The 25,377-nt window shown below is 66.0% G+C and carries 28 protein-coding genes; 20 read left to right on the top strand and 8 right to left on the bottom strand.

Going from position 1 to position 25,377, the window contains the following annotated elements:
• Positions 1–50: 50 nt before the first annotated feature.
• Entirely contained in the window at positions 51–1,037 is a 987-nt protein-coding gene (locus HWX14_RS14680) for a LysR family transcriptional regulator (RefSeq protein WP_244130225.1), read from the bottom strand.
• Between the two features lie 252 nt (positions 1,038–1,289).
• Complete coding sequence (locus HWX14_RS14675; protein WP_175883371.1) at positions 1,290–2,399, bottom strand: alkene reductase; 1,110 nt, start codon at positions 2,397–2,399, stop codon at positions 1,290–1,292.
• Between the two features lie 360 nt (positions 2,400–2,759).
• Here HWX14_RS14675 and HWX14_RS14670 point away from each other — a divergent pair, with 360 nt between their 5' ends.
• Positions 2,760–3,770 carry a LysR family transcriptional regulator gene (locus HWX14_RS14670; protein WP_347879823.1) on the top strand — a complete coding sequence of 337 codons (1,011 nt, stop codon included), beginning with the start codon at positions 2,760–2,762 and terminating at the stop codon, positions 3,768–3,770.
• 40 nt (positions 3,771–3,810) lie between these two features.
• Here the strand turns inward: HWX14_RS14670 and HWX14_RS14665 are convergent, their stop codons facing one another.
• The gene (locus HWX14_RS14665) at positions 3,811–4,629 is read right to left on the bottom strand and encodes a helix-turn-helix transcriptional regulator (RefSeq protein WP_175883370.1); all 819 of its coding nucleotides are present in this window, start codon (positions 4,627–4,629) and stop codon (positions 3,811–3,813) included.
• 176 nt (positions 4,630–4,805) lie between these two features.
• Between HWX14_RS14665 and HWX14_RS14660 the strand changes: the two genes are divergently transcribed.
• The 3 genes from HWX14_RS14660 (at position 4,806) to HWX14_RS14650 (ending at position 7,688) form a co-directional block, all read left to right on the top strand.
• Positions 4,806–5,651 (top strand): carbon-nitrogen hydrolase family protein, encoded by an 846-nt coding sequence (locus HWX14_RS14660; RefSeq protein ID WP_175883369.1) that lies wholly within the window; start codon positions 4,806–4,808, stop codon positions 5,649–5,651.
• 128 nt (positions 5,652–5,779) lie between these two features.
• A complete protein-coding gene (locus HWX14_RS14655; protein WP_175883368.1) occupies positions 5,780–7,120 on the top strand; it encodes an APC family permease in 1,341 nt (446 codons plus the stop codon).
• A 25-nt stretch (positions 7,121–7,145) separates the two neighbouring features.
• Positions 7,146–7,688 (top strand): enoyl-CoA hydratase/isomerase family protein, encoded by a 543-nt coding sequence (locus tag HWX14_RS14650; protein ID WP_244130224.1) that lies wholly within the window; start codon positions 7,146–7,148, stop codon positions 7,686–7,688.
• A gap of 44 nt (positions 7,689–7,732) precedes the next feature.
• Here HWX14_RS14650 and HWX14_RS14645 read toward each other — a convergent pair whose 3' ends face one another.
• Complete coding sequence (locus HWX14_RS14645) at positions 7,733–8,650, bottom strand: LysR substrate-binding domain-containing protein (RefSeq protein WP_175883367.1); 918 nt, start codon at positions 8,648–8,650, stop codon at positions 7,733–7,735.
• 179 nt (positions 8,651–8,829) lie between these two features.
• Here HWX14_RS14645 and HWX14_RS14640 point away from each other — a divergent pair, with 179 nt between their 5' ends.
• The 4 genes from HWX14_RS14640 to HWX14_RS14625 all read left to right on the top strand — a co-directional run bounded on the left by HWX14_RS14640 (position 8,830) and on the right by HWX14_RS14625 (position 12,393).
• Entirely contained in the window at positions 8,830–9,528 is a 699-nt protein-coding gene (locus HWX14_RS14640) for a pirin-like bicupin family protein (RefSeq protein WP_175883366.1), read from the top strand.
• Positions 9,529–9,576: 48 nt separating this feature from the next.
• Positions 9,577–9,990: a DoxX family protein gene (locus tag HWX14_RS14635; RefSeq protein ID WP_175883365.1), complete on the top strand. Its 414-nt coding sequence runs from the start codon at positions 9,577–9,579 to the stop codon at positions 9,988–9,990.
• A 270-nt stretch (positions 9,991–10,260) separates the two neighbouring features.
• The gene (locus tag HWX14_RS14630) at positions 10,261–11,376 is read left to right on the top strand and encodes an alkene reductase (RefSeq protein WP_175883364.1); all 1,116 of its coding nucleotides are present in this window, start codon (positions 10,261–10,263) and stop codon (positions 11,374–11,376) included.
• Between the two features lie 111 nt (positions 11,377–11,487).
• The gene (locus HWX14_RS14625) at positions 11,488–12,393 is read left to right on the top strand and encodes a LysR family transcriptional regulator (RefSeq protein ID WP_175883363.1); all 906 of its coding nucleotides are present in this window, start codon (positions 11,488–11,490) and stop codon (positions 12,391–12,393) included.
• A gap of 22 nt (positions 12,394–12,415) precedes the next feature.
• Here HWX14_RS14625 and HWX14_RS14620 read toward each other — a convergent pair whose 3' ends face one another.
• From HWX14_RS14620 to HWX14_RS14605, 4 genes are all read right to left on the bottom strand, one after another.
• Positions 12,416–13,132, bottom strand: a complete 717-nt coding sequence (locus tag HWX14_RS14620; RefSeq protein ID WP_175883362.1) for an SDR family oxidoreductase — start codon at positions 13,130–13,132, stop codon at positions 12,416–12,418.
• A 50-nt stretch (positions 13,133–13,182) separates the two neighbouring features.
• Entirely contained in the window at positions 13,183–13,851 is a 669-nt protein-coding gene (locus tag HWX14_RS14615) for a peroxiredoxin-like family protein (protein WP_175883361.1), read from the bottom strand.
• 151 nt (positions 13,852–14,002) lie between these two features.
• A complete protein-coding gene (locus HWX14_RS14610) occupies positions 14,003–14,203 on the bottom strand; it encodes a hypothetical protein (protein ID WP_175883360.1) in 201 nt (66 codons plus the stop codon).
• 105 nt (positions 14,204–14,308) lie between these two features.
• A complete protein-coding gene (locus HWX14_RS14605) occupies positions 14,309–14,665 on the bottom strand; it encodes a winged helix-turn-helix transcriptional regulator (protein ID WP_175883359.1) in 357 nt (118 codons plus the stop codon).
• A gap of 92 nt (positions 14,666–14,757) precedes the next feature.
• Between HWX14_RS14605 and HWX14_RS14600 the strand changes: the two genes are divergently transcribed.
• The 12 genes from HWX14_RS14600 (at position 14,758) to HWX14_RS14545 (ending at position 25,223) form a co-directional block, all read left to right on the top strand.
• Positions 14,758–15,084 carry a nuclear transport factor 2 family protein gene (locus HWX14_RS14600; RefSeq protein ID WP_175883358.1) on the top strand — a complete coding sequence of 109 codons (327 nt, stop codon included), beginning with the start codon at positions 14,758–14,760 and terminating at the stop codon, positions 15,082–15,084.
• Positions 15,084–15,863, top strand: coding sequence for an SDR family oxidoreductase (locus tag HWX14_RS14595; protein WP_175883357.1), 780 nt, complete (start codon positions 15,084–15,086; stop codon positions 15,861–15,863). The genes HWX14_RS14600 and HWX14_RS14595 overlap by 1 nt, the downstream gene beginning before the upstream one ends.
• A 45-nt stretch (positions 15,864–15,908) precedes the next feature.
• Positions 15,909–16,493, top strand: a complete 585-nt coding sequence (locus HWX14_RS14590; RefSeq protein WP_175883356.1) for a DNA-3-methyladenine glycosylase I — start codon at positions 15,909–15,911, stop codon at positions 16,491–16,493.
• A 511-nt stretch (positions 16,494–17,004) separates the two neighbouring features.
• On the top strand, positions 17,005–17,259 hold the full coding sequence (locus HWX14_RS14585) for a LuxR C-terminal-related transcriptional regulator (protein ID WP_175883355.1): 255 nt from the start codon (positions 17,005–17,007) through the stop codon (positions 17,257–17,259).
• Positions 17,260–17,276: 17 nt separating this feature from the next.
• Positions 17,277–17,453 (top strand): hypothetical protein, encoded by a 177-nt coding sequence (locus tag HWX14_RS14580; protein ID WP_244130223.1) that lies wholly within the window; start codon positions 17,277–17,279, stop codon positions 17,451–17,453.
• A 197-nt stretch (positions 17,454–17,650) separates the two neighbouring features.
• Positions 17,651–19,006 (top strand): hypothetical protein, encoded by a 1,356-nt coding sequence (locus HWX14_RS36475; protein WP_244130222.1) that lies wholly within the window; start codon positions 17,651–17,653, stop codon positions 19,004–19,006.
• Between the two features lie 161 nt (positions 19,007–19,167).
• On the top strand, positions 19,168–20,868 hold the full coding sequence (locus HWX14_RS14570; protein ID WP_175883354.1) for a S8 family serine peptidase: 1,701 nt from the start codon (positions 19,168–19,170) through the stop codon (positions 20,866–20,868).
• Between the two features lie 80 nt (positions 20,869–20,948).
• On the top strand, positions 20,949–21,608 hold the full coding sequence (locus HWX14_RS14565; RefSeq protein WP_175883353.1) for a hypothetical protein: 660 nt from the start codon (positions 20,949–20,951) through the stop codon (positions 21,606–21,608).
• 34 nt (positions 21,609–21,642) lie between these two features.
• Positions 21,643–22,701, top strand: coding sequence for a hypothetical protein (locus tag HWX14_RS14560; protein ID WP_244130221.1), 1,059 nt, complete (start codon positions 21,643–21,645; stop codon positions 22,699–22,701).
• Positions 22,698–23,666: a DUF4239 domain-containing protein gene (locus tag HWX14_RS14555; protein ID WP_244130220.1), complete on the top strand. Its 969-nt coding sequence runs from the start codon at positions 22,698–22,700 to the stop codon at positions 23,664–23,666. The genes HWX14_RS14560 and HWX14_RS14555 overlap by 4 nt, the downstream gene beginning before the upstream one ends.
• The gene (locus HWX14_RS14550) at positions 23,653–24,195 is read left to right on the top strand and encodes a glycoside hydrolase family 19 protein (RefSeq protein WP_175883352.1); all 543 of its coding nucleotides are present in this window, start codon (positions 23,653–23,655) and stop codon (positions 24,193–24,195) included. The genes HWX14_RS14555 and HWX14_RS14550 overlap by 14 nt, the downstream gene beginning before the upstream one ends.
• A gap of 47 nt (positions 24,196–24,242) precedes the next feature.
• Positions 24,243–25,223 (top strand): GNAT family N-acetyltransferase, encoded by a 981-nt coding sequence (locus HWX14_RS14545; protein ID WP_175883351.1) that lies wholly within the window; start codon positions 24,243–24,245, stop codon positions 25,221–25,223.
• Positions 25,224–25,377: the final 154 nt, after the last annotated feature.

Here is a 25,377-nt window from a genome sequence, read left to right as displayed (position 1 = left end):
AGTGTTCTCTCGACGAGAACAATGCTGCGCCGCTCGCGGACGGGGTTCGCTTACGCGATCGGCTCTTCGCCGTCGGCGGGCAGGTCGACCATGTCGTCATCGTCGACTTCAGCGCTCGCCGCGCGGTACCGTGCGTCGGATGCCAGGCTGCCATGCAGCGACGGGTTGTCGCGAAAGAGTTCGGCGATCCAGTCGATGAACGCGCGGACGGTGGCGGACAGATGGCGGTTGTGCGGATAGACGGCGGAAATGGGTTGCGGCGGCGGCTTCCATTGCGAAAGGATCTCGACCAGCGCACCCGATTCGAGGTAGGGCTGCGCGAGGAAGCCGGCGCTCTGGGCGATCCCCAGGCCTTTCAGCGCGCCGACGGTCCACGCTTCGAAATCGTTTACCGCAATGGCGCCGCGCATCCGGACTTCGACCGCCTTGCCGTCCACTTCGAACGTCAGCGGCGCGATTCGGCTCGTGCGGCTCCAGTAGTAGTTCACCGCGCGGTGGTTGGCGAGTTCGTCCAGCGTCTGCGGCGTGCCGGCCCGCTCGAGGTACGCCGGGCTTGCGACGGTGATGCCCTGGTACATGCCCACCCGCCTCGCGACGAGCGACGAATCCTGCAACGCGCCGATGCGCAGCACGCAATCGACGCCTTCCTGGATGAGGTCGAGCGGCTTGTCCCCGAGGCCGAGCATCAGGTCGATTTCCGGATAGCGCTCGTTGAAATCGCTCAACGCAGGCATCACGGCGATGCGCCCGAGCGCGCCCGGCATGTCCACGCGCAGCTTGCCGCGCGGCGTGCGCTCCTTGCCGAGGAACGAATTCTCGAGATCGTCGATGTCCGCGAGGACTCGCACGGATCGCTCGTAGTAGGCCGCGCCGTCGGCGGTCAGATTGAGACTGCGCGTGGTGCGCTGCAGCAGGCGTGTCTTCAGGTGCGCTTCGAGGCCCTGAACGATGACGGTCACGCGGCCGCGCGGCATCTCCAGCGTGTCGGCCGCGCGCGTGAAGCTCTTCGTCTCCACGACGCGGGCGAACACTTTCATGGCCTGCAGGATATCCATTTGCCCCCACCTCATCGAGACTGCGCGTCGACCCTGCAGACGGCCGCCGGCGCGCGGCAGGCGCGGGCGGCCGAGGTTGGCGGGCGCGCGAGGCATCGATCGACGTTGCGGCACAACGGGCGATGTGGCTTCGCCGGTGCGCCCGGCGAGCCAGTCTATCCCGGGGCAAAAAATGCCGCCAGAGGCGCGTGCGGACCGGTTACCCGATCAGACATCCTGTGGCGACTGCCTGACTCATGCCGCGACGGGCTCCTCGGCGTAGGCCGGATAGTCCGTGTACCCGACGTCGGTGCCGCCGAAGAAGGTCGTGCGATCGTACGCGTTCAGCGGCAGCTTGCGACGCAGACGCTCCGGCAGGTCCGGGTTGGCGATGAAGTGCCGGCCAAACGCGACGAGATCGGCATCGCCGGTCTGCAGGATGGCTTCGGCGCTGTCTCCATCGAACCCGCCCGCCACGATGATGGGCCCGTGGAAATGCGCGCGGAGCATCCTGGCGGCGACCGGGTTCTGGTCGCGTGTCTCGTCTTCCGAGGCACCGGCGATGCGCGGCTCGATGAGATGCAGGTACGCAAGGCCAAGCGTGTCCAGCGCCGACGCGACGTAGGTAAACAACGCGTGCGGGTCGCTGTCGGACATGTCGCCGAACGAGCCGCTCGGCCCCAGACGGACCGCGACCCTGTCCGCCCCCCAGATCGAGATGACGGCGCGCGTGGTGTCCAGCAGGAGACGCGCGCGATTGGCGATCGGGCCGCCGTATTCGTCGGTGCGTTTGTTGCTGCCGTCCTGCAGGAACTGGTCGAGCAGGTAGCCGTTGGCGGCGTGGAGTTCCACGCCGTCGAAGCCGGCCTTGATGCCGCGCTCGGCCGCCGCGCGGAAATGCTCGACGATGCCGGCGACTTCCGCGGTCGTCAGTGCGCGGTTCGGCGTGTTGGGGACCCAGCCGGCATCGGTATGGGCGACGCCGCCGTGCGGCACTTCGGAAGGACCCACGGGGCGCGCGCCATCGGGTTGCAGAGCGGCGTTCGACTGGCGGCCCGCATGGTAAAGCTGCAGGAAGATCCGGCCGCCCTTCGCGTGCACGGCGTCGGTCACGGCTTTCCAGCCCGCGATCTGGCTGTCGTCATGGAGGCCGGGCGCGCCCAGATAGCCGTTGCCGTTCGGCGCGACGATCGTGGCTTCGCCGATCAGGAGCGCGCCGGGCGACGTGCGCTGCGCGTAGTACTCGGCCATCAGCGGGCCAGGGCGAGCGCCGGTTTCGGCGCGCATGCGAGTGAGCGGGGCCAGAACGACGCGGTGCGCGAATTCGTGCGGACCGACCGCGATTTTTGAAAAGAGCCTGGACATGGTGATTCTCCACAACAGGGAATTCGGAAAGGACCTGATGAGCCTCGGTCGAACATGCCGACGACCGGCGACGTCTGGCGACAATGTAGAGGTCGGCCGGCGCAAGAAAAACGGCCCGGTGGTTCACTCATCCCGGACCTGCGTGTCCGCAATCGCCGGGTCACGCCCGGCAGCCGCCCGTGTTCGGCGCGCCGGCCATTGTTCGGTCGACGAGAATTGTTCTGTCCTTTTGCGCGGATTGATTGGCTGGACGTCGGCATCGATAATTCGAGCCATTCAGCGGGGCGCGCCGCGGTTCGAACCGTGACGCGGCTGCGTTCCGCACGATCGGACCAAGACTCCTCTTTTCGGAGATGCGCTGTGACGACCCGGATGGATACCGTTTCGCGGGACTCGGTTCATCGCGACCTGTCCGCTGCGACGGGGCGAGCGAGCGGCGCGATGGACCGCATGAGCGGCATCGCGATCTTCACCCGTGCGGCAGAGGCGCCGAGCTTTGCCGAGGCGGGGCGCCAGCTCGGGATCTCCGCGTCCGCGATCGGCAAGGCTGTCGCACGGCTCGAGGCGCGCCTCGGTCTCCGACTGTTTCATCGCAGCACCCGCAGTGTGCGTCTCACGCCCGAAGGCGAACTGTTTCTGGCGCGTTGCCAGCGCATCCTCGGCGAGATCGCCGAAGCGGAGTCCGAACTGGCGGTGTCGCGCGCGACACCCACGGGCCGGCTGCGCGTGAGCGTTCCGCTGGTCGGCATGCTGTTGATGCCGGTGCTGGCGGCGTTCATGCGCACGTATCCCGAGGTTCAGCTCGACATCGACTTCAGCGACCGCATCGTGGACGTCATCGAGGACGGTTTCGACGTGGTGCTGCGAACCGGCGAGGTGGTCGATTCGCAACTGACCACGCGCACGCTCGGTTATTTTTCACATGTGGTCGTGGCGTCGCCGGCGTACCTGGCCACGCATGGCACGCCGGTATCTCCGGAAGACCTCGCCGCGCATGCGTGCCTGCAACATCGCTTTCCGCGAACCGGACGCCTGCGGCCGTGGTCGTTCGTGCGCGATGGTGCGCCGTTCGAGGTCGAGCTTCCCGCCACGGCCATCGCAAGCGCGGTCGAACCGCTGATCGCGTTGGCCGAGGAAGGGCTCGGCCTTGCCAGCCTGCCGGACTTCTCGGTGCGCGCACAGCTCACCGGCGGTTCGCTCGTGGCCGTGCTGCCGGACTTCACGGCAGACCGCATTCCGTTTCGCGCGCTCTGGCCCTCGGGGCGCATGATGCCGCCGAAGGTGCGGGTCTTCGCCGATTTTCTGAGCCGGCGCCTGTTTCCCGACACGGGAGAACGCGCGACATCGCTGCCGCGCGCGATTGCGTCATGACCATCGATCGGGTGTCCGGGCAGCGCCGCTGCCGCTCGCGTCACGCGGATTCACCGGCTCTCGACGGATCGTAGAACAGCGCAAAGAGTTCCGACTGCGACCCGACACCGAGCTTGGCGTAGATGTGCTTCTTGTGCGCGCGCACGGTCTCGAACGAGATCGACAGTTTCTCCCCGATCGCCCGCGTGGAGAAACCGCTCAACGACAGCATCGCCACTTCGATTTCACGCGTCGTCAACGCACCGCGTCCGCTCTTTCCGGTCAGCATGCCGAAACGCGTGTGCGGGTCGGGCGCTTCATGTTCCCTCGCGCGCGGCGTTTCGTTCACGACGAACGTCTCGAAGCGCAGGCGCTGCTGCATCAACGACAGCACCCAGGGTGTGTAAAGCGTCAGCAATGCCATCTCGCGCTCGTCGTACTTGCTCGTCTTGCCGAGCGAGAAGCCCAGCGTGTGGTCGCGATCGATCACGACGTTGAAATGCACTTCGTCGCCGACGATGTTCTTCTTGAAGTACCGCTGGTAGTACTCGGTCATCCGGAAGTTGTCCGGTGCGACGTCGGCGAGTGTGTAGAAGCCCGATGCCTGCGTTTCGAACGCGGCCAGATAGAACGGATCGAGCTGGTAGAGCGCGGCCAGATAGTCCTGGAACATCAGGTCGATCTTGCCGTCCGGCATCGCCTGTTCGGCGAGCACGAGCGGCGCCGCGTCGCGTGCGAAGCGCAGCGCGACCCAGTTGTCGAAATCGAGATGCCGCTCGAGTACGCGCGTGAGACGCGCCCAGAAATGCGGGCCATCGAGGGCGTCGATGGCCGAGCCAATCTCCCGATGAAAAGCGAGATCTCGCCATTCGAGGTCCATCGTCTGCTCCGGTGAGGGTAACCCTGGCGGGGAATTTCAGGTCAAAAATAATAACCCGATAATCGGCCTCAATTCGACGGGCGGCGGGCCGTTCGCCGCTTCGCTCGACGCGCGTCGCATCCCACGTGCAACGCATACGACATGCCAGTGAAAGGCGATTGGAAGGAGATGACTTCATGCAGGTAGCACTCGCGCAACTGTCGCTCGTCGACGGCAACGTCGCGCACAACACGCGCAAGGTGATCGACACGATCGAACGCGTCGACGTGGCCGGCGGCACGAAACTGATCGTGTTCCCCGAAACGACGCTGTCGGGTTTCCCGACGCGGGAGAACGTCGCCGATGTCGCCGAGACGCTCGACGGCCCGCGGCTGCAGGCGGTACGCGACGCGGCACGTCGCAAGGGCGTCGCCGTCGCGGTGGGCTTCGCGGAGCACGACGGCGGACGGTTCTACAACACCACGGTGCTCGTCGACGAGCGGGGCGACATCGTCCTGCGCTATCGCAAGACTCATCTGTGGGCGTCGGACGTCGGCGTATTCACGCCGGGCGACCGCTTCGCGACCTGCGTCTGGAACGGCCTGACGGTAGGCCTGCTGATCTGCTACGACATCGAGTTTCCCGAGACGGCGCGCGCGATCGCTGCGCTCGACGCCGATCTGCTGATCGTCACCAACGGCAACATGGACCCGTTCGGCCCCGTGCATCGCCGCGCGATCGCGGCACGCGCGATGGAGAACCAGATGTTCGCGGTGATGGTGAACCGCTGCGGGGCCGGCGACGGCGACCTGACGTTCGCGGGCCTGTCCACGCTGGTCGATCCGTTTGGCGAGAGCACGATCGAACTCGGCCGGGACGAAGCCGTCGCGGCCGCGAGTCTCGATCTGACGCGCCTCGAAGCGAGCCGCGAGCATTACAGCTATCTGCACGACGCACGCGTGGCGCTCGGTCTGTCGCCTGTCGAACCGGCGGGCGGCAGTCGCGTGCTCACGATCGACGCGGGCCATCACCGCACCGAGTAGCCCGCATCCACGGTCCATCCAATGCATGGAGCAGGGCGCGATGCGCTGCACATGCTTGCCGTCCCATTGAAATGCCGGCCGTACGGCACCGGCATTCGCATCGGCCCCACAAGGGCCCAGGAGCCAACATGCAAGCGTCGTCATCCAGTGAACCCGTACGCCTGAAGCGCACGCTCGGCCTGCCGTCCGTGCTGCTGTTCGGCCTCGCCTATATGGCGCCGCTGATCGTCTACGGTACCTACGGCGTGCTCGCGAAGGCCAGCGACGATACGGCCGCGCTCGCCTATCTGCTCGCGCTGATCGCCATCGCATTCACCGCGCTCAGCTACGGCAAGCTCGCACGGCTCTATCCGGCCGCGGGCTCGGCCTATACGTACACGCGCAGGACGTTCAACCCGCACCTCGGCTTCATGATCGGCTGGGCGACGCTGCTCGATTATTTCTTCCTGCCGATGGTGATCTGGCTGATCGGCGCCGCCTATCTGAACGCGGCATTTCCGCACGTGCCGACCTGGATCTGGATCGTCGCGTTCATCGTGCTGACGAGCGGGTTGAACATCGTCGGCATCGAACTGGCCGCGCGCTTCAATATCGTGCTGATGGTCGTGCAACTGGCGATCGTCGCGATGTTCGTCGCGCTGTGCTGGCACTATGCGTCGGCTGCGGCGGGCCCGGGCGGCATCGCGATGGCGGAGCCGTTCTTCAAGCCGCACGTGCCGTTCGGCGCGACGATGGCCGGCGCCGCGATCGCCGCGTATTCGTATCTCGGCTTCGACGCCGTCTCGACGCTGACCGAGGAAACGATCGATCCGAAGAAGAACATGCCGCGCGCGATCCTGCTGATTGCGCTGATCGGCGGCGCGATCTTCGTGATCGCGGCGTATACGATGCAGCTCGCGCATCCCGGCGTCGAATTCAAGGATACGGATTCGGCCGCGTTCGAAGTCGCGAAGATGATCGGCGGCGACCTGTTCGTCACCGTGTTCCTCGCGGGCCTGATCCTCGCGCAGTTCGCGTCGGGCATCTCCGCGCAGGCAAGCGTCGGGCGGCTGCTCTATGCGATGGGCCGCGACGAAATCCTGCCGAAGCGCATCTTCGGGTTCATTCATCCGCGCTTCAAGACGCCCGCGATCAACATCGCGCTGGCCGGCGTCGTCGGATTGATCGCGCTGAAGCTGGATGTCGCCACGTCGACGTCGTTCATCAACTTCGGCGCGTTCCTCGCCTTTACGGCCGTCAATCTGTGCGTGATTCGGCTGTATCTGTCGGGCAATCACGGTGAGCGCAGGATCGGCGTGTTCGGCGGGCTCGTCTTTCCCGCGATCGGTGCGGTGTCGGATATCTGGCTGCTCGTGAGCCTGGAGAAGGCGGCGCTCGTGCTCGGCGTCGCATGGTTCGTGCTCGGGCTCGTGTATCTGTGCTGGATTACGCGGCTGTTTCGCCAGGCACCGCCGGAAGTGGCGATTTGAATCGGGCCGGCATCTGCTCCCGGTATTGGAAAAACCGCCGTGCCGGCCTGGCCGGCGAACTACTTGCGGCTGCGCGGCGCTCGCCGGGTTCTTGCCGGCGGCGGAGCTGGCGCTCGCATGCGATCTGGTCGTGGCGGCGGAGAACGCGTCGTTCCGCTGCATCGAGCCGTCGGTCGGGACGATCCCCGTGTGCGGTGCCGTTCAACGGATCGCGGAACGGGCAGGACCGGCGCGTGCGGCGCGCTACGTGATGTTGAGCGAGATCATGACGGGGGCGACGGCCGGTGATCTCGGCATCGCCGCATTCGTGGTGCCGGAAGGCGACGTGGAGCAAGAGGCGCTCGACCTGGCGAACCGGCTCGCGAACGGGCCGACGCGCTCGTATGCGGCGATCCGCGCGCTGTTGAAAGCGTGGTCGGCGGGCGGTGTGCCGGGCGCCGACCAGGTAGTGCTCGATCTCGGGATGCCGTTGCATAACACCGAGGATGCGCGGCGAGGGCGGACGGCGCGCGTCGACGCGATGAAGCGCGGTGTGGAGCCCGAGCCCGTAGCCTTTCACGGCCGCTGATGCGTCCACCTCGCGCGCACGCCGGGCCGGTGCGGCAAGCAGCGCTATCGGGAACGATTCAGTGCTTCGAACCCTTCGACGAGCGCGTCGAGCAGATGCCGAACGGCGGGGACCATCCCTCGCCGTGTCGGAAAGATCGCATGGATGAGCCCCGACGTCGTGGAGAGTTCGGGAAGCAGATGCAACAACCGGCCGGCCTGGGTGTCGGCCGCCACCAATTCCCGCGGCAGCAAGGCGACACCGACGCCGCGCATCGCGGCTATCCGTAAGCTGGCTAGATCGTCGGTCGCCAAGCGCGGCCGATGTGCAAAGGACATCTCCTGGCCGTCGACCGAGACGAGATTCCAAACATACTTCTCTGCGCCGCTGCCCATCGAGAGCGTCGGCCAGTCCTTCAGTGATTCGAGCGACGTCGGGGGCCGATGGCGTGCGACCCGTTCCGGGCTGGCGACCAGAATGTGTACCGACAGGCCCAGCTGCCGGACGGCCAGATCGGTGTTTTCGAGCGGCGGCAGCCTGACCCGCAGAGCGAAGTCCAGACCTTCCTCCACCACGTCCACACGGCGATTCGTGGCGTCGACCCGCACCTGCACCTGCGGATTGCCTTCGATGTACCGCGCGAGGATTTCGGAGACGCCGGAGCCGAGTAGCGCGACCGGGCAACTGAGGCGCACGGTGCCCTGCGGCTCGGCGCGTGTCCGATCGACGATGTCTTTCGCGGCGTGCGATTCCGCGACGAGCGCCACGCAATGTTGATGGAATTGTCGACCGGTTTCCGTCAGCGACAGACTGCGGCTCGTGCGATTCAGCAGCCGTACGCCCAACTCGTCTTCCAGCGCGCGGATTCGCCGGCTGAGCTTCGACGTCTGCGCGCCGAGGCTGCGCGCAGCAGCCGTAAAGCTTCCATGTTCGACCACTTCCGCGAAGAGCCGGAGATCGTTGAGGTCGGAGATTCGATTCATGGACACGGCTCCGCTGGTTGGGATCGTTCTATCAGGGGCAATGATACGTTGCAAAGCAGGAGATATGCAGACGATCGTTGCGAAAATAGCATTCTCACATGGCTCGGCGCTGCACGGAGGTCGATGTGGCGCTACCGGGAAACGGCTCGCGCGGCGGGCGGCAGGAAAAGGACGGACACATGCTCACCCATCGACGCTGGACATCACTGGACGGACGCGACAGCGGCTGGCTGCGTGCGAAGCACCATTTCGCGGTCAGTGCCGACGGCAATCCCGAGCATCGCGCGTTGGGTCCGCTGATCGTCTGGAACGACGACGAGATTGCCGTCGGCGCGGGTTTTCCGATGCACGGCCATCGCGACATGGAAATCATCACGTATGTGCGTCAGGGCGTTCTCGGCCATCGGGACACGCTGGGTTCCGATGGAACGATCGACGCGGGTGACGTGCAGGTGATGAGTGCCGGCACGGGCATTCGCCATGCCGAATTCAATATGGGCGATGTCCCGCTCAAGGTTTATCAGATCTGGCTGCTGCCGCGTGTGCGCGGCGGGATGCCCCGATGGGGAACGAAGCGTTTTCCGAAGCACGATCGGTCCGGCCGCTTCGTCGTACTGGCGAGCGGTTTTCCCGACGACGAGGGTGCGCTGGCGATCCGGGCAGATGCCCGTGTGCTCGGCGCGACGCTGAAGGCGGGCGAGCAGATCCGGCAGCAATTGAGCGCGGGTCGCCGTGCGTATCTCGTGGTTGCGTCCGGAAGCGTGGCAGTGAACGGCGAACGCGTGGGGCCGCTCGACGGTGTCGCGATCGCGCATGTGGCGGCTGCGGACATAGCCGCTCTCGAAGATTCTGAGCTGGTGATGGTGGACGCCGGCTGAGTGCCATTCCTTTTCAGTCCACCTTTCATGTCATTTCAGGAGTTGATCGTGGATCGTTATAAATTTCTTCCGTTGCTGGGCCGCATTCTGATCGGCGCGCCGTTTCTCATGAGCGGCTTGAGCAAGCTCGGTGCGCACGATGGAACCGTCGCATACATCGCGGCCGTCGGCCTGCCCGCACCGTCCCTCGCGTTCATCGTCGCCGTGCTCGTCGAGGCGGGCGGCGGCCTGTTGCTGATGTCGGGCTATCGCGCGCGCATCGTCGCGCTGGCAATGGCGGTGTTCTGCGTGGTCACCGCGGTGTTCTTCCATCACAACTTCGCGGACCAGAACCAGATGATTCACTTCCTGAAGAACGTGATGATGGCCGGCGGGCTGCTGCAGATTGCCTACTTCGGCGCAGGCGCGTTTAGCCTCGATGCGCGTGCAGAGCGCGCGACGTCACGCGCGGTCACGGCGTAAAGCGAACGACGCGACGGATCGAGTCGATCGCCGGGCCGACCACCTGGATCGGCTCGGCCACACCGGCGTCTCCAGCTCGTTGCCGCCGCGACGCGGGAAGTGCCGTGTCAGCTCCGTGCAGGCACCAGGGCCGCCTGACATGCTTCGTCGCATCGTCACGTCGACGCTGCCATTCCGTCCCGGAATGATTGCTATCGCCTCATGGCGTCTACCGCGCAAGCGGGTGCAAAGCCAATATGGCCACACCCCAAACCTTGTCAGGACGATGTCATGAGCAAGCTTTTCAGCCGTACGAGAGTCGGTCATTTCGATTTGCAACACCGCGTGGTTCTTGCTCCGCTCACGAGAATGCGGACCGAGCCGGGCAACGTCCCGGGCAATCTCATGGTCGAGTACTACACCCAGCGGGCGACGGACGGCGGCCTGCTCATTTCGGACGCGACGGCGGTGTCGCAACTCGGTATCGCCTACGTCGATGCACCCGGGATCTACACCGGCGAACAAGTCGACGGCTGGGCGCGTGTAATCGACGCTGTGCATGCCAAGGGCGCGCGTATCTTCCTGCAGATGTGGCACGCGGGGCGTCAAGCGCATCCCGCCAACACCGGCGGTATCACGCCCGTTGCTCCGTCGGCATTGCGTTCACTGGAGCATGCCGCGATTCGCGACGAGAACGGTCGGATCACCGAGGCGGAGCTGATCGTGCCGCGCCCGCTCGAAACCCGCGAAATACCCGCCATCGTCGAGCAGTTCCGTCGCGGCGCCGAACTTGCCAAGCGGGCCGGCTTCGACGGCGTCGAACTTCATGGCGCCAACGGCTACCTCTTCGAGCAGTTTCTCCTCGACGGCACGAACCACCGCACTGACGAATACGGCGGCTCGATCGAGAACCGCGCACGGTTCCTGTTCGATACGCTGGATGCGGTCGTTTCCGTCTGGGGGCCCGGGCGCGTCGCGGTTCGCCTTTCGCCGAGCGGGACCTACGGCACCATGTCCGATAGCGATCCGCATGCGACCTTCGGTTATGTCGCGGAACGCCTGAACAGCTACGATCTCGCATACGTCCACGTGATCGAACCGCGCGTTCGCGGCACGATGGAGCAGGCGACCACCGACGCGGATGTCTCGTCGAAGGACATCCGGCGAATCTATCGCGGCACGATCATTGCCGCCGGCGGCTTCACCGGCGAGACCGCGGAGCGGATCGTCGTGGATGGACACGCGGATCTCGTCGCCTTCGGCCGGCTGTTCATCTCGAACCCGGATCTGCCGCAGCGGCTGCGTACCGGCGCTCCGCTCAATCGCTACGATCGTACGACCTTCTACGGTGGTGACGCGCGGGGCTATACCGATTACGGATCGATCTCCGCAGACATCGCGGCCTGAGCGCATGTGCGAACCGGGGGGGGGCGATGCCGGAACCCGCCGGCAACGATCGTTCGGATGGCGGCGTACTACAATTTGTGCCGACGCCCCCGAAACCTGGAGATGCAGCCGATGGACCGACTCGCGGCAATGGAAACTTACGTCAGCGTCGTGGAAGCCGGTTCGTTCTCGGCCGCGGCGAAGCGGATGAATCTGGGTCAGCCGGCGATCTCGAAGTCGATCGCGCAGCTCGAGGAGCGGCTCGGCGCGCGCCTGCTGCTGCGCTCGACGCGCGGGCTCACGCCGACCGACGCCGGCCAGCGCTTCTACGAACATGCAAAGCGCGTGATCCGCGAGGCGGACGAGGCCGAACACATCGTGCGCGATGCGTCGTCGAGCCTGTCCGGCAAGCTGCGCATCAGCGCGGCCGTGTCGTTTACCTGTCTGCATGTGCTGCCGCGGCTCGACACGTTCCTGAGCCGTCATCCCGATCTGGAAATCGACCTCGTGCTCGACGACCGCAACATCGATCTGCTGGAAGAGGGCACCGACGTCGCGCTGCGCATGGGCACGCTGATCGACTCGTCGATGATCGCGCGCCGCATCGCACGCAGTCCGCGGCTCGTCGTCGGCACGCCCGCGTATTTCGAGCGGGCCGGTGTGCCGAATGCGCCGGCCGAACTCGCGCGTCACCAGGCGATCGTGTATTCGCAGCGCGGCGGCGGGGAAGCGTGGTCGTTCAGCCGGAACGGCACCGAAGTGGCGGTGGCCGTGTCCGGCCGGTTGCGGGTGAGCGCAGCCGAGGGGATGCGGACCGCCGTGCTGTCCGGCATGGGGCTCGCGGTCGCGTCGCGCTGGATGTTCTCGCCGGAGCTCGCATCGGGCGCGGTGCAAGCCGTGCTGACCGATTGGGAATTGCCGCCGGTCGACCTGTGGGCCGTCTTCCCGGCCGGCCGGCTCGTGACCGCGCGTGCACGCGCTTTCGTCGAATTCGTCGAGCAGGTGCTCGCCGGGCAGGACGCCGCGCCGGCGGCTTGAAACCGTGCATCGCGCGCGCCGTTCAGAACGGTGCCTTGCCGATCGACGCGCCGCCGTCGACGTAAAGCGTCTGCCCGGTCATGAAGCCGGCGTCGTCCGACAGCAGGAACGCGATCGTCGCCGCGATTTCGTCGGGCCGGCCGAATCGCCCCATCGGTACCGCGGACAGATACCGGCGTTCGCCTTCGCTGCCCGGCGCATTGTTGGCACGGAACAGTTCGGTTTCGGTCGGCCCCGGTGCGACCGCGTTGACCGTGATGCCGGTACGCGCGAGCTCCAGTGCCCACGACCGCGAGAAGCTCACGAGCGCGGCTTTCGCGGCCGCGTATGCGGTGCGTTGCACGATGCCGAGCACGGTCAGGCTGGAAATGTTGACGACGCGCCCCCAGCCGCGCTCGCGCATGCCGGGCAGCAGCGCCTGGACGGTCTGGACCGCCGGATGCAGGTTCAGCGCGAGCACGTCGTCGAGGTCGCCGAGCGTCACGTCGCCGATCGATTGCGGTCGAACGAGGCCGACGTTGTTCACGACGCCGTCGATCGCGTGCCGCCGCAGCAGCGCGGCCAGGACGGCATCGGTTGCCGCGCGATCGGCAAGATCGACGCGGACGAGCTCACCGGGAAAATCCGCGTCGTCGCGCGCGAGGCCGATTACATGGTGGCCGCCGCGCACCAGACGTTCGGAGAGGGCGCGTCCGATCCCCTTGGTTGCGCCGGTGATGAGAAAAGTACGGGATGTCATCGAGGTTTCCTTATCGATGGATGGACTCGAACGCGCCGCTGGTGCGTCGCTCAGGCGTGCGCGGCCTTTTCGATCACCGGGAACATCTCCGACGGATCGGGACGATGCGTATAGTCGGGATTGACTTCCGAATACAGCACGATTCCGTTCTGGCCGATCACGTAGCGCGCGGGCATCGGCAACGTCCAGCTCGGGTCGTTGTTGAAGGCCGGCAAATCGTTCTTCAATTTCTTGTACAGGTCGACGAGGTAGTCCGGCAGCGCGAAGCGCAGCCCGAACGCGGCCCCCGTCTCGCCGTTCACGTCGCTCAGCACCGGGAAGTCGAGCTGGTTGGTGCGGACCGACTTGCGGCTGTTGACGGCAGTCTGCGGCGAGATCGCAACCACGTTCGCGCCGCGCTCGCGGAGCGCCGGCAGCGCTTCGTTCAGTGCCTGCAATTCGAGGTTGCAATACGGGCACCATACGCCGCGATAGAACGTGACGACGAGCGGCCCTTTCGCGAGCAGCTCCGCCGAAGATACGTCGTTGCCGTCCTGATCCTTCAGGCGGAACGTCGGTGCGAGGTCGCCGGCCTTGATCGCGCGCGCGGCCTGGCCGCCGGCAATCAGCTCGGCCGTTGCGCGCTCCATGATCGGATGGATGTCGGGCGGTGCGTTGTAGGGCGGTTTGCCCGCCTTGAAGTCGGCCTTGAATGCGTCGAGTTTGTCCTGGAGCGACATGGCGAATCTCCTGCGTGTGGAAGGAACCGGCTGGTCCGGCCGGCGAGCAGTGGCTCGTCGTGGAATCCATCTTGGTCGAAGCCCGGCCGTGTCGGTAGCGGGGCTTCGCGAATAACTTCCATTCCCGCCGGGCATGGGGGCGTCATGACGTTTAGGGGCGGGCGATGCGGGCGGGATTGACGCCGTGGCGTCGAACCGCATCCGGTCCGGATGTCGCTACTGCCTGCTTCACCGGTGGGAAATCGACGACCGCGCCGTTGATGCGGTTCAACGGTGCGTCGCGCTTCGGGTCGCCGGTGTTCGTGTGGCCCGGGCGGATCGCGCGCAGCGCGTCGCCCGACAGTCCGGTCATCTTGCCGCGCAGATTGTGTGCGCCGACGCAGTAGTCACGCCCGGTGTCAGCGCTGACAAGCAGCTTGATCGCTTCGAGATCCTGATGTCCGGATGCAATGTGGTCTCACGACGCGTCGGCATCCGGTGATGATGGAAAGAGTTCGCGTTGCTCCGCCCATTTCAGCATCGCATCCAGGGCAGGGCACAACGCCTGCCCCCAATCCGTGAGTCGGTACTCGACCTTCGGCGGCACTTGCGCATAGAGCTTTCGCGAAACGATTCCGTCGGCTTCCAGTTGCCTCAGTTGCTGCGCCAGCATCTTCTGGGAAATGCCTGGAATCAATCGTTCGAAGTCGGAATATCGCTGCACTTTTCCGTCGAAGAGATGGAAAAGGATGATCAACTTCCAGCGCCCTTCGAGCAGCTGAATCACTTGTTCTACCCCGAGCGCCGCCGTCGCTGCCGTGTATTCCTTTCCCATGGCTCAGTCACTTACTTTTTAGTGCGTTCTTGTGGAATGGTTAGTCTATGACGAGAATGTCCGTCACGAAAGCCCATCGCGAGAATGCAGACATGACCCTGTTACTACCCGATCCAATCAACGCCTATTTCGAATTCAGCAACGGCTCCGATACGCGCCGGGCCGAGCACTGCTTCACGCCGGAAGCGGTTGTCGTCGACGAGGGCCGGACGTACCGGGGGCACGACGCGATCGAGTCGTGGAAGCGCGAGTCGCGCAAGCAATTCGAGTTCACGGTCGAGCCTGTCGCCGTCTCCCGGGATGGCGATCGCGTGACGGTCAGGGCGAGGGTCGTCGGCAACTTCCCTGGCAGCCCGGTGCTACTCGATCACGTGTTTGATCTGGCAGGCGACGAGATCACGTCACTGGAGATCCACTGATGTCCATGACGTTGGAATTGCAGGGTAAGCGCGTCCTGGTGACGGGCGGGACGATGGGTGTCGGAAAGGCCGTCGTCGGCTTGTTCCGCGAACTCGGCGCGAAGGTACTCACCACCGCGCGCACGCCACCGGCCGATACGTCCGCCGACCTCTTCGTCGCGGCGGACCTGGCGACCATCGAGGGCTGCGAAGCAGTGGCCGACGCCGTGATGGCCCACTTTGGCGGCGTCGACGTGATCGTCCACGTCGTGGGCGGTTCGAGATCGCCTGCCGGCGGTTTCGCTGCGTTGGGCGACGACGCATGGCAGAACGAACTGAATCTCAATCTCCTGCCTGCAGTTCGACTGGATCGCGCATTGTTGCCAGGCATGCTGGCACAACGTGCAGGGGTCGTCATTCACGTCACGTCGATCCAGCGCGCGCTTCCGTTGCCGGAATCGACCACTGCCTATGCGGCAGCGAAAGCCGCGCTGTCGACCTACAGCAAGAGCCTGTCGAAGGAAGTCTCGCCCCTGGGCGTTCGCGTGGTCCGTGTCGCTCCCGGGTGGATCGAAACCGAAGCGGCCGTCGCTTTCGCGGAACGGCTCGCCGCGCAGGCGGGCACCGACTATGAAGGCGGCAAGCAGATCATCATGGATTCGCTGGGCGGCATTCCGCTCGGACGGCCGGCGACGCCCGGCGAAGTGGCGAATCTGATCGCCTTCCTGGCGTCCCCGCGCGCGGCGGCGATCACCGGAGCCGAATATGTGATCGACGGCGGCACGATTCCGACTGCGTGAGCAGGCGAGTGCCCATCGACAACGACAACGACGGATGACGAGCGAATGAACGACAAGCGACCCATCACCCGATGTGCGTGGGCCGACGGCGACCCGCTGATGCAGGCGTATCACGACCACGAATGGGGCGTGCCGGTTCGCGACTCGCGGCTCCTGTGGGAAATGCTGATGCTCGAAGGATTTCAGGCCGGGCTGGCCTGGATCATCGTGCTGCGCAAGCGCGATGCATTCCGCCAAGCATTTGCGGGCTTCGATCCGGCGACGGTCGCCAGCTACGATGAGCGCGACATTCTGCGATTGATGGCGGATCCTGGAATCATCCGTTCCCGAGCAAAGATCGAGGCGACGATTCGCGGCGCGCAGATCTATTGCGAAATGGAAGCGAGGGGCGAGCGATTCAGCGATTTCTGTTGGTCGTTCACCGACGGCAAGAGCGTGCAGGGCGATGGGAAAAGCTGGTTATCGAGTTCACCCCTTTCCGAGCGAATCTCGAAAGACCTGAAGAAAAAAGGGTTCAAGTTCGTCGGTCCCACCATCGTGTACGCATGGATGCAAGCCGTCGGCATCGTCAACGATCATTCGGCGGTGTGCTACAGACGGGCGGCAGCCGGTCGCAAAACAGGCGGGTGACGAGCGGCCCGGCAGCCGGATGAGGGACGTGCCAGCGATGCAGCGCGTCGACAGGATCGCGTTCAATCGTCGGATCTGATGTCGTCGTTTTGTAATTCACGGGCGAGAGTTTCTATTTTGTTTTTAATGGTTGAAATAATAAACAAAAATATAAATTCACTAATGAAATAGAAATTGAATGCATGCGCAGTGGGTCGATTCAATCAGTGATATCAATCATCACGGGAAATCGAGCGGCGGGCGTATGATGCATGCTCACGATCGCCCTGAATTCAAATGGCCGGCACACGGCTGGCCTCACGCTCCCGCAGCCGGTAATAATCAAAAAAGTCGTTTTGTAATGGGCGACCGGAAAATAACAAAGCATTCCAAAGCGCATCTACCTTGGCATGTTGCCTGCATCAGGAGTGATGTCCGGTCGCCCGTGAGGTTGTTCGTGAATATTCAAAGGAGACCGCCGCACCCGTGACAAAGAAGGGGATGCCCTTTCAATTGTCGACGGGGATCCATATTGAAACTCACCGCACGTGAGGCAGTCGTGTTGGGCTTGATTTCGCGAGGCCTCACCGACCGTGAAATCGCGGTCGAACTGGCCGTTTCCGTTTATACCGCGCGCAAGCATCGCGAAAATCTCCTCGATAAATTCGGCGTCAGGAAATCGGCGGAGCTGGCCATGCGCTATTTCGCCCTTTTTCCTGACGTGCTCAAAAAAACGGTATTCAGGGTCGTCCTGACCCGTTCTCGTCGCGCGAACGCGAGATCCTGAACCTGCTTGCGGCCGGCATGAGCGACAAGCAGGTCGCTCGCGCGCTCGGCATCAGCGACCAGACCGCCCGCAAGCATCGCGCGCATCTTCTCGGCAAGACCGCGTCGCCCAACATCTGCGCGCTCCTCCATACGGCCGTGCTTTCCGGCTGGCTCCCCGCGCCTTCACCCGTTGCCGAGGCCGGCTCGCCGTAGCGAGCCGCATACCGCATTTGCCGTATGGAACCGACAGGACGCGCCTCGCAGAATCGATCTGCCGATTCGTCCGATGTTTCCACCGACCCATGCGTCCGGGCCGATGGATGCGTGGATGGCCGGCACGTCGACGGCGCACACGGCGCAGGGCCTGCCAGTCGTGCGCCGACTGATTTCTCTTCATTAAGGACTCGAAAATGACTCATGTACACCATGCATTGCCGGGGGTACCGCACGCGGTCTCGGGATACGTTCCGGCCTACGCGACGACGGTTGCGCAAGGGGAGTTCGCGCCGCAGGGCATCGGCGGCGCGGTCATCGGCACGGCCGCGCCGGTGCTCGGCGAACTGCTCGGCCGGCTCGGCGGGCTGCTGCCGTTCGCCGCTCAACCGCAAGCAGCGTTCGCACCGCAAGGCGTGTTCGGGGACATCCTGAAATCGGTCGCGCCGACGGTCGGTACGGTCGCCGGGCAACTGGGTGGGCTGCTGCCGTTCTCGGCGCAGCCGCAGGTGGCGTTCGCGCCGCAGGGCGTATTCGGCGACATCCTGAAATCGGTCGCGCCGACGGTCGGTACGGTCGCCGGGCAACTGGGTGGGCTGTTGCCGTTCTCGGCTCAACCGCAGGCGGCGTTCGCACCGCAAGGCATCGGCGGCGCGGTCATCGGCACGGCCGCGCCGGTGCTCGGCGAACTGCTCGGCCGACTCGGCGGGCTGCTGCCGTTCGCCGCTCAACCGCAAGCAGCGTTCGCACCGCAAGGCGTGTTCGGGGACATCCTGAAATCGGTCGCGCCGACGGTCGGCACGGTCGCGGGGCAACTGGGCGGGCTGTTGCCGTTCTCGGCCCAACCCCAGGCGGCGTTCGCACCGCAAGGCATCGGCGGCGCGGTCATCGGTACGGCCGCGCCGGTACTCGGCGAACTGCTCGGCCGGCTCGGCGGGTTGCTGCCGTTCGCCGCGCAACCGCAAGCAGCGTTCGCACCGCAGGGCGTATTCGGCGACATCCTGAAATCGGTCGCGCCGACGGTTGGTACGGTCGCCGGGCAACTGGGTGGGTTGCTGCCGTTCTCGGCTCAATCGCAGGCGGCGTTCGCACCGCAAGGCATCGGCGGCGCCGTGATCGGTACGGCCGCCCCGGTGCTCGGCGAACTGCTCGGCCGGCTCGGCGGGCTGCTGCCGTTCGCCGCGCAACCGCAGGCGGCGCTCGCACCGCAAGGCGTGTTCGGGGACATCCTGAAATCGGTCGCGCCGACGGTTGGTACGGTCGCCGGGCAACTGGGTGGGCTGTTGCCGTTTTCCGCGCAACCGCAAGCAGCGTTCGCACCGCAAGGCGTATTCGGCGACATCCTGAAATCGGTCGCGCCGACGGTCGGCACGGTTGCGGGGCAACTGGGTGGCCTGTTGCCGTTCTCTGCCCAACCCCAGGTGGCGTTCGCACCGCAAGGCATCGGCGGCGCGGTCATCGGTACGGCCGCCCCGGTACTCGGCGAGCTGCTCGGCCGGCTCGGCGGCCTGCTGCCGTTCACCGCGATTCCCGCCCAGCCGGCATTCCACTGACCTGTCGCGACCGTAGACCTGCGCCACCCGCGGCTTCCGCGGTGGCGTACCCGACGGACGCGCGTCGCGCAACACCCCGATCGTTTCGGGATGCGCGTCCGTCGCTTGCGACCGACTGACCCATGGCGCGCCTCGAGTGTCGCGCCGCGAAGGAGATTGCGATGGACAAGGACAAGAAGCCCGCCGCCGCGAAGGCGGCTGCCGTGCCGGCGGACGATGTCGCCGCACCGGATGTCGCGCCGCCCGATTCGGCCGATGAAGCGGTTCATGTGACGAGCGGCAAGCGCCAGTATCTAATTGCGCCCCGGCGCGGCGTGCTCGCTCGCCAGGCCGCCGTGACGCCGATGTCGGCACACGACCTCGACAATGCGGTCGGCCGGTTGCCCGGCGTCGAAGTCGTGCGTGTGATCAATAGCCACAAGAACGCGCAGATGATGTCCGCGCGGCCCGACGAGGCGACCGACACCTATGTCGTCAAGATGGATCCCGCGCACGCGCAGCTGCTGCAGGCGACGGCGCCACCCGAAATGATCGTCGAGGAAGATCATCCGCTCGGCTATGGGAAAAAGCCGCAACAGGAGTCCGGCGCCGAGCTGCGTCCGCAGGCGGCAGTGGCGTCGACCATCCTGCGCCCGGTGACGGTCCGCGTGCTGGGGGCGGACGATCAACCCCAACCCGGCGTTCCGGTGACGCTCACGGGCGACGGCTTCCCGGTGACCGGCACGACCGACGCGCGAGGCGAAACGACACTGGCCGTCGCGCAGATGGCGCCCGGTCCGCTCCAGTCGCTGGCGGTGCGGCCGTCGCACACGTACTGGAATGTCCACCTGTCGGCGCCGGTGCTGTCGAGCGATCAGGCGAATGTGGTGCGGCTCACGCCGTTGTCCCAGCCGAACCCGAACGTGCCGCCGCATGCCCCGCTCGGGTGGGGGCAGCGCCTGATGGGCCTCGACGAGCTGCCCGCCACGGCGACGGGGCGCGGCGTGCGCGTCGCGATCGTGGATTCGGGGGCGGACGCGTCCCATCCGCTGCTGAACCATATCGTGCGCGGCGCCGATCTGACCAACGATCAGAACCCGGATACGTGGAAGGACGACGTGATCGGCCACGGATCGCACTGTGCGGGCGTGATCGCCGCGCGCATCAGTCCGCAGGCTGCCGACGCGCAGATGGCGATGCGCGGCTTCGCGCCCGACGCGGAAATTCATGTGCTGAAGATCTTTCCCGGCGGCCAGTTCAGCACGCTGATCCAGGCGCTCGACTATTGCATCGATCACGACATCGACGTCGTGAACCTGAGCCTGGGCGCGCCGCAGGCGTCGCTCGCCGTCGAGCAGAAGCTGATGGAGGCCGTGCAATCCGGCGTCGCATGTATCGTCGCGGCCGGCAATTCGGGCGGGCCCGTCCAGTACCCGGCGTCGTCGCCGTACGTGCTCGCGGTGTCGGCGCTGGGGCTGCATCGCGAGTTGCCCGTCAACACGTGGGAGCAAACGCAGATCGTCGCGCAGGCCGCGACGGCCGAAGGCCTCTTCTCGCCGACGTTCTCGTGCCACGGCCCGCAGATCGGCGTGTGCGGACCGGGCGTGGGTGTCGTCTCGACGGTGCCGGGAGCGGCGTTCAACGCCGAATCCGGCACGTCGATGGCGGCGCCGCACATCACGGGGCTCGCGGCGCTGCTGGTGAGCGATCCGCAGATCGCCGGCCATCTCGGGCCGCGCAGGCCGGAGCGCGTCGCGGCGCTGTTTCAGCTGATCCGGATGATCTGCACGCCGATCGTGCAGTACGACGTCGCGAACCGCTTCGGCGCCGGCCTGCCGCGCTTCCAGAACCTTCGGCAGCTGTTGCAGCAGGCGGGCCGCTGACCGCGAGCGCGTCGCGCCGGCCGCCGGCCGGTTCCGTCGGCCGGCGCCAGTCGTCACACACATACGAGGAGAACCGCATCATGTCGACCCTGTTGCGCATTACCCGGGCTGCCTGCGTCGCCAGCCTGATTCTGACCGGTGCCGGCGCGCACGCGCAGGACTGGACGCTGGCGCTGTCCTGGAAGCTCGGCACGTGCGTCGGCGGCGACGGCGCCCAGACGTGCACGGCGGGCCAGCCGCCGTCGCTGCGCCAGGCCGCGGACGGCGCGCCGATCCGGATCACGGCGATCGGCCTGTATACGCCGCGGCGCGATTGCGACACGACGCCGGTGCCGGCCGGCACGCTGTCCGACGATGCCGCGCCGTATATCGCGCCCGCGAGCGCCGACGATTTCCAGCAGCACTGGAATCGCTACGGAAGCTGCACGGGATACGCGCCCGCCGGTTACGCCGCCGAGCTCGCGGCCATGGCGCGTGCGGTCGGCCTCACGAATCTCGGCCGCTACCTCGGCGAGCATGACAACAAGGTGGTGCGGCTCGACGAGCTGAAGAACGCGCAACTGCATGACTTCTTCCTCGGCGCGGACAAGTCCGTGCAGTTCCTGTGCACGCCCGACGGACGGCTCGCGGAAGTGCGCTACCGGCTGCGAGACTGGTCCGACGTGTTCGTGTATCGCGACAAGGGCGGCATGCTGGTCGCCGCGCAGGGCGGCAATTGCGGCGACGAAGTGCGGCTGTAGCGCACGTTGCTAGCCCTCACCGTGGAGAGTCGCCATGCGAACGCATCGTGCGTGGTTCCGGACAGCGATGGACGCACCGCCCGAAGCGGACGGTGCGAACGCGGCCTCGTCGAGGCGCGATCTGGTCGGGCAGTTGCTGATCGAATGCAACGCGATGGCGCGCTACGCGCTGCAGCACGGGATCGCGGTCGCCCCGGACCTGATCGCGCAATTGTCGATGCTGATGGCCGCGGTATCGCATGCCGAGGCTGACACCGCGGCGGCCGATGCGTCGTCCGTGCACGGCGCATCGTATGCGCTTGCCGCGATTCATCGCCGGCTCGCGGTGGTGATCGCACCGGCCACGCCGCAGGCCGTCACGCTGCTCGACCGCGAGCTGCGCGTCCGCTCGCGCTTCGCGTGGCTCGGACCCGTGCCGCTGATTCGTGCGCTGACGCTTTCCGCCGCGACGTTCCTGGTCGCCGTGATCGCGACGTCGCTGTCGCCGGAAGTGTCCGTCGCGAACATCGATCAGGGCTTTCTCGATTCGCACGGCACGCGGCTGCTGTGGAACGCGCTGTTCCTGCTGTTCTGCGCGGGGCTCGGCGCGTCGTTCGCCACGCTGTTCCAGGCGCACCGTTACGTCGCGAACTCCACCTACGACCCGAAGTACGACGCGTCGTACGGCGCGCGGCTGATTCTCGGCGTGATCGCCGGCCTGATCCTGGTCGAGCTGCTGCCGCCACACCTGTACGACGGCGGCAGCATGCGCAGTTTCGGCAAGCCGGCGCTTGCGATGCTCGGCGGGTTTTCGGCGACGGCCGTGCATCGGTTGCTGCACCGGCTCGTGGAGACGCTCGAGACGCTCGTGCGCGGCGATACGGCAGCCGCCGCGCAGGCCACGTTCGAAGCGCATCGCGCCCATGCGGCGACCGAGCGGGTGCAATGGCAAAGCGAACTCGCGGCGGATCTGCTGCGGCTTCAGCAATCGCTTGAAGCGGGGATGCCGGCCGATGCGGTCAAGCAGCGGCTCGCGGAATTCACGCGCGCGATGCTGTCGGCGGACGTGCCGCAGGCAGGGCGCCGCGACGGCGCAAACGCAATCGGGGAATGACCATGCTCTTTCTCTACAACTGGCCATCATCGGTGATGGGGTGCTTCGTCGTGGTCGCGACCGTCGCGATCGCGTTGGGCGGCTACGCGTTGTTCCGGCGCATCCTGCCGGTCGACCTGCTGCCCGAGCAGCGGGCGATGGCGATCACGATGGTGTCGGTCATCACGACGATCAACTCGTTGCTCATCGCGTTTTCGGCGATCAGCGTGTGGGACGCCTACAACGGCGCGGAGCACACCGTCGAGGCGGAAGCGACCGCGGCCGGCGAACTGTCGCGCGATCTCGCCGCGTTCGGCGACCCGGTCGCGGATGCGGCACGGGGCGCGCTGCGCGGCTATCTCGACGGCGTCGTCCGTGACGAGTGGCCGAAAATGCAGCAGCAGGCGAGCGCGGATGCGCAGGCGGCGGCCCGCTTCGATCGCCTGTTCGATCTGGCGAACCGGATCGAGCCGCGCAGCGAACGGCAGCGCGTGCTGCTCGGCGAGGTGCTCGCGCGAGCGAACGAAATGGCGAAGCATCGCGAACAGCGCCTGCTGACGCTCGACGCCGCGATGCCGGCCACGCTGTGGGGCGTGGTGGTGCTCACGAGCGTCGTGTCGTTCCTGCTGCTCTACATCCTCCCGGGCACGCGTTTCAACATCGCGCTCGTGACGAGCTGGGCGCTCACGCTCGGCCTCGCGTTCTTCTTCGTGCTTGCCGTCGACCGTCCGTTCGCGGGCGAAGTCAGCGTCAAGCCCGAGCCGCTGCGCGCGATCGTCGCTGCGATGGACGTGCGATCGCGGCGTAGCGGGCCGGGGGCGCCGCGTGACGTTCCGGCGGTGCCGCGCAGTCGGCGGCGGACTCGCGCGGACGACGCAGCCGTGGCGTCCGCCCCGACCGCCTCGACCGTTTCCCCACCGCCGGGCGGGCCCGCCGCGCGCCTGCCTGAACAGATGCCGCAAGGAGACCACGATGACACTCGATGAATTCCGGGCCGCCGCCGCCGTATCCGCCGCGCTCGCGCAACGCTGGCATCCGGCGCTTGTTGCCGCGATGGCCGAATTCGGTATTTCGACGCCTGCGCGCATGGCGGCGTTCGTCGCGCAAACCGGCCACGAGACGCTGGGCTTCACGCTCACGCGCGAACTATGGGGGCCGACAGCCGCGCAGCGCGCGTATGAGCCGCCGGCGCGCAAGGCTGCGGAGCTCGGCAACGTTCAGCCGGGCGACGGCCGGCGCTTTCTCGGCCGCGGGCTCATCCAGATCACCGGGCGTGCGAACTATCGCGAATGCGGCAACGCACTGGGCGTCGATCTCGAACGCGAGCCGGAGCGCCTCGAGCGCGAGCCTTTGGCCGCGCGCTCGGCGGCCTGGTGGTGGGCGCGGCACGGGTGCAACGCGATCGCCGATTCGGGCGATTTCGCGTTGCTGACGAGACGCATCAACGGCGGTGTCAACGGACTCGAAGACCGGATGCGCCGATGGGCGATCGCGAAGCAGGCGATGTGTCTGTGAGCGTGCGGCATGCAGCGAAGACTGACCAACCAACGGAGGGAAGCATCATGAACACGCGAATCAGGGGTGAATGCATCACGATGCGGGGTGCGTTGATCGCGGCGGCGATCGCGGTCGGCGTCCTGCCAGGGTATGCAACGGCGGGAATCGAATGCCAGCGTGTCACCGTGAAAGAGGGGAACGCGTTGAATTCGACGTGGGGAAAAGATCTGCATCATCTGCAAAGCACCGGCGATGTCGACAATACCGTCAACTCGCTGTGCCGCCCCGATTGGGTCCATGCCGACGATTACTGGCTCTATGGCAACTATTACCCGCTCCACCGCGGGCATACCCAGCAGGGCGATGGCGCGCGCCTGTTCGTCAAGTCGAGACCGAAGCAGCCCGAGCTGACCCGATACCTTTGCAAGGACACTGGGGTGAACGGCGCGATACCGTATGAGAAGGCGAAGCCGATCGGCGTATTCGCTTACGAAACCTTCTCGCCGAAGGCTTCGAAGGGTACCGACATCGCCAAGCAAGTTGAATTGCACGTGCTGTGCGTAGACAGGAACGCGCGAGGACAGGGGCTGGGAATCCAGATACTCAACGAGGCCGTGCAGCACATGACCGAGGGCGTCAGTGACGACAAGCGGGTTCGCATGCAGCTGACCTCGCACGTGAAGGCGCACGATTTCTACGACAGGCTCGACATGACATGTCGCGACGAAGGAGAGGGCGGCGCCACCGCGCGTGTCTACGAGCGCACACTGGCGCACGGTGAGCGTATCGAGAGGCGTCGTCCGATCTATTACATGGACTTGCATGACACCGGGCAATGCAAACGCGTGACGTTCGGCTGCGGCCATCGAGACAACTACGACAAGCTGCGAAAACTGGCGTTCGACTCGGAGGAGAGTTACGAACATGGACACGACAACGAGGTATTTTTCGTCGGCAACTGGGCGGGCGACTACGGGTGCGACGCCGACGCGGCGCCAATCAGTTTCGACGACGTGATCCAGAAGCTGGACGGGCACACCCAATGACGAGCCGGAGGCGGCTGCATCGTCGGGCGACGCGTCGCATCCGACCGGCAGCCGCCCCCACCGCGTTTCGTCACGCAGCCATCGGCATCGTGGTGCGCGACCCGGCCGCGGTCGCCGGAACTTGATCGGGAAAAGCACCAGAAGCTTGCGGATT

Source organism: Burkholderia sp. BCC0044, from assembly GCF_902832955.1.
Taxonomy (GTDB): Bacteria; Pseudomonadota; Gammaproteobacteria; order Burkholderiales; family Burkholderiaceae; genus Burkholderia.
The sequence above is the reverse complement of the archived record's forward strand: the minus strand, read 5'-3'. Positions and strand labels throughout refer to the sequence as shown.

What these genes read in the sequence shown, in the direction of transcription:
- HWX14_RS14680 (WP_244130225.1), bottom strand. Translation starts at nt 1,037, where the DNA reads ATGAAAGTGTTCGCCCGCGTCGTGGAGACGAAGAGCTTCACGCGCGCG.
- HWX14_RS14675 (WP_175883371.1), bottom strand. Translation starts at nt 2,399, where the DNA reads ATGTCCAGGCTCTTTTCAAAAATCGCGGTCGGTCCGCACGAATTCGCG.
- HWX14_RS14665 (WP_175883370.1), bottom strand. Translation starts at nt 4,629, where the DNA reads ATGGACCTCGAATGGCGAGATCTCGCTTTTCATCGGGAGATTGGCTCG.
- HWX14_RS14660 (WP_175883369.1), top strand. Translation starts at nt 4,806, where the DNA reads ATGCAGGTAGCACTCGCGCAACTGTCGCTCGTCGACGGCAACGTCGCG.
- HWX14_RS14655 (WP_175883368.1), top strand. Translation starts at nt 5,780, where the DNA reads ATGCAAGCGTCGTCATCCAGTGAACCCGTACGCCTGAAGCGCACGCTC.
- HWX14_RS14645 (WP_175883367.1), bottom strand. Translation starts at nt 8,650, where the DNA reads ATGAATCGAATCTCCGACCTCAACGATCTCCGGCTCTTCGCGGAAGTG.
- HWX14_RS14640 (WP_175883366.1), top strand. Translation starts at nt 8,830, where the DNA reads ATGCTCACCCATCGACGCTGGACATCACTGGACGGACGCGACAGCGGC.
- HWX14_RS14630 (WP_175883364.1), top strand. Translation starts at nt 10,261, where the DNA reads ATGAGCAAGCTTTTCAGCCGTACGAGAGTCGGTCATTTCGATTTGCAA.
- HWX14_RS14625 (WP_175883363.1), top strand. Translation starts at nt 11,488, where the DNA reads ATGGACCGACTCGCGGCAATGGAAACTTACGTCAGCGTCGTGGAAGCC.
- HWX14_RS14620 (WP_175883362.1), bottom strand. Translation starts at nt 13,132, where the DNA reads ATGACATCCCGTACTTTTCTCATCACCGGCGCAACCAAGGGGATCGGA.
- HWX14_RS14615 (WP_175883361.1), bottom strand. Translation starts at nt 13,851, where the DNA reads ATGTCGCTCCAGGACAAACTCGACGCATTCAAGGCCGACTTCAAGGCG.
- HWX14_RS14610 (WP_175883360.1), bottom strand. Translation starts at nt 14,203, where the DNA reads ATGACCGGACTGTCGGGCGACGCGCTGCGCGCGATCCGCCCGGGCCAC.
- HWX14_RS14605 (WP_175883359.1), bottom strand. Translation starts at nt 14,665, where the DNA reads ATGGGAAAGGAATACACGGCAGCGACGGCGGCGCTCGGGGTAGAACAA.
- HWX14_RS14600 (WP_175883358.1), top strand. Translation starts at nt 14,758, where the DNA reads ATGACCCTGTTACTACCCGATCCAATCAACGCCTATTTCGAATTCAGC.
- HWX14_RS14595 (WP_175883357.1), top strand. Translation starts at nt 15,084, where the DNA reads ATGTCCATGACGTTGGAATTGCAGGGTAAGCGCGTCCTGGTGACGGGC.
- HWX14_RS14590 (WP_175883356.1), top strand. Translation starts at nt 15,909, where the DNA reads ATGAACGACAAGCGACCCATCACCCGATGTGCGTGGGCCGACGGCGAC.
- HWX14_RS14580 (WP_244130223.1), top strand. Translation starts at nt 17,277, where the DNA reads ATGAGCGACAAGCAGGTCGCTCGCGCGCTCGGCATCAGCGACCAGACC.
- HWX14_RS36475 (WP_244130222.1), top strand. Translation starts at nt 17,651, where the DNA reads ATGACTCATGTACACCATGCATTGCCGGGGGTACCGCACGCGGTCTCG.
- HWX14_RS14570 (WP_175883354.1), top strand. Translation starts at nt 19,168, where the DNA reads ATGGACAAGGACAAGAAGCCCGCCGCCGCGAAGGCGGCTGCCGTGCCG.
- HWX14_RS14565 (WP_175883353.1), top strand. Translation starts at nt 20,949, where the DNA reads ATGTCGACCCTGTTGCGCATTACCCGGGCTGCCTGCGTCGCCAGCCTG.
- HWX14_RS14560 (WP_244130221.1), top strand. Translation starts at nt 21,643, where the DNA reads ATGCGAACGCATCGTGCGTGGTTCCGGACAGCGATGGACGCACCGCCC.
- HWX14_RS14555 (WP_244130220.1), top strand. Translation starts at nt 22,698, where the DNA reads ATGACCATGCTCTTTCTCTACAACTGGCCATCATCGGTGATGGGGTGC.
- HWX14_RS14550 (WP_175883352.1), top strand. Translation starts at nt 23,653, where the DNA reads ATGACACTCGATGAATTCCGGGCCGCCGCCGCCGTATCCGCCGCGCTC.
- HWX14_RS14545 (WP_175883351.1), top strand. Translation starts at nt 24,243, where the DNA reads ATGAACACGCGAATCAGGGGTGAATGCATCACGATGCGGGGTGCGTTG.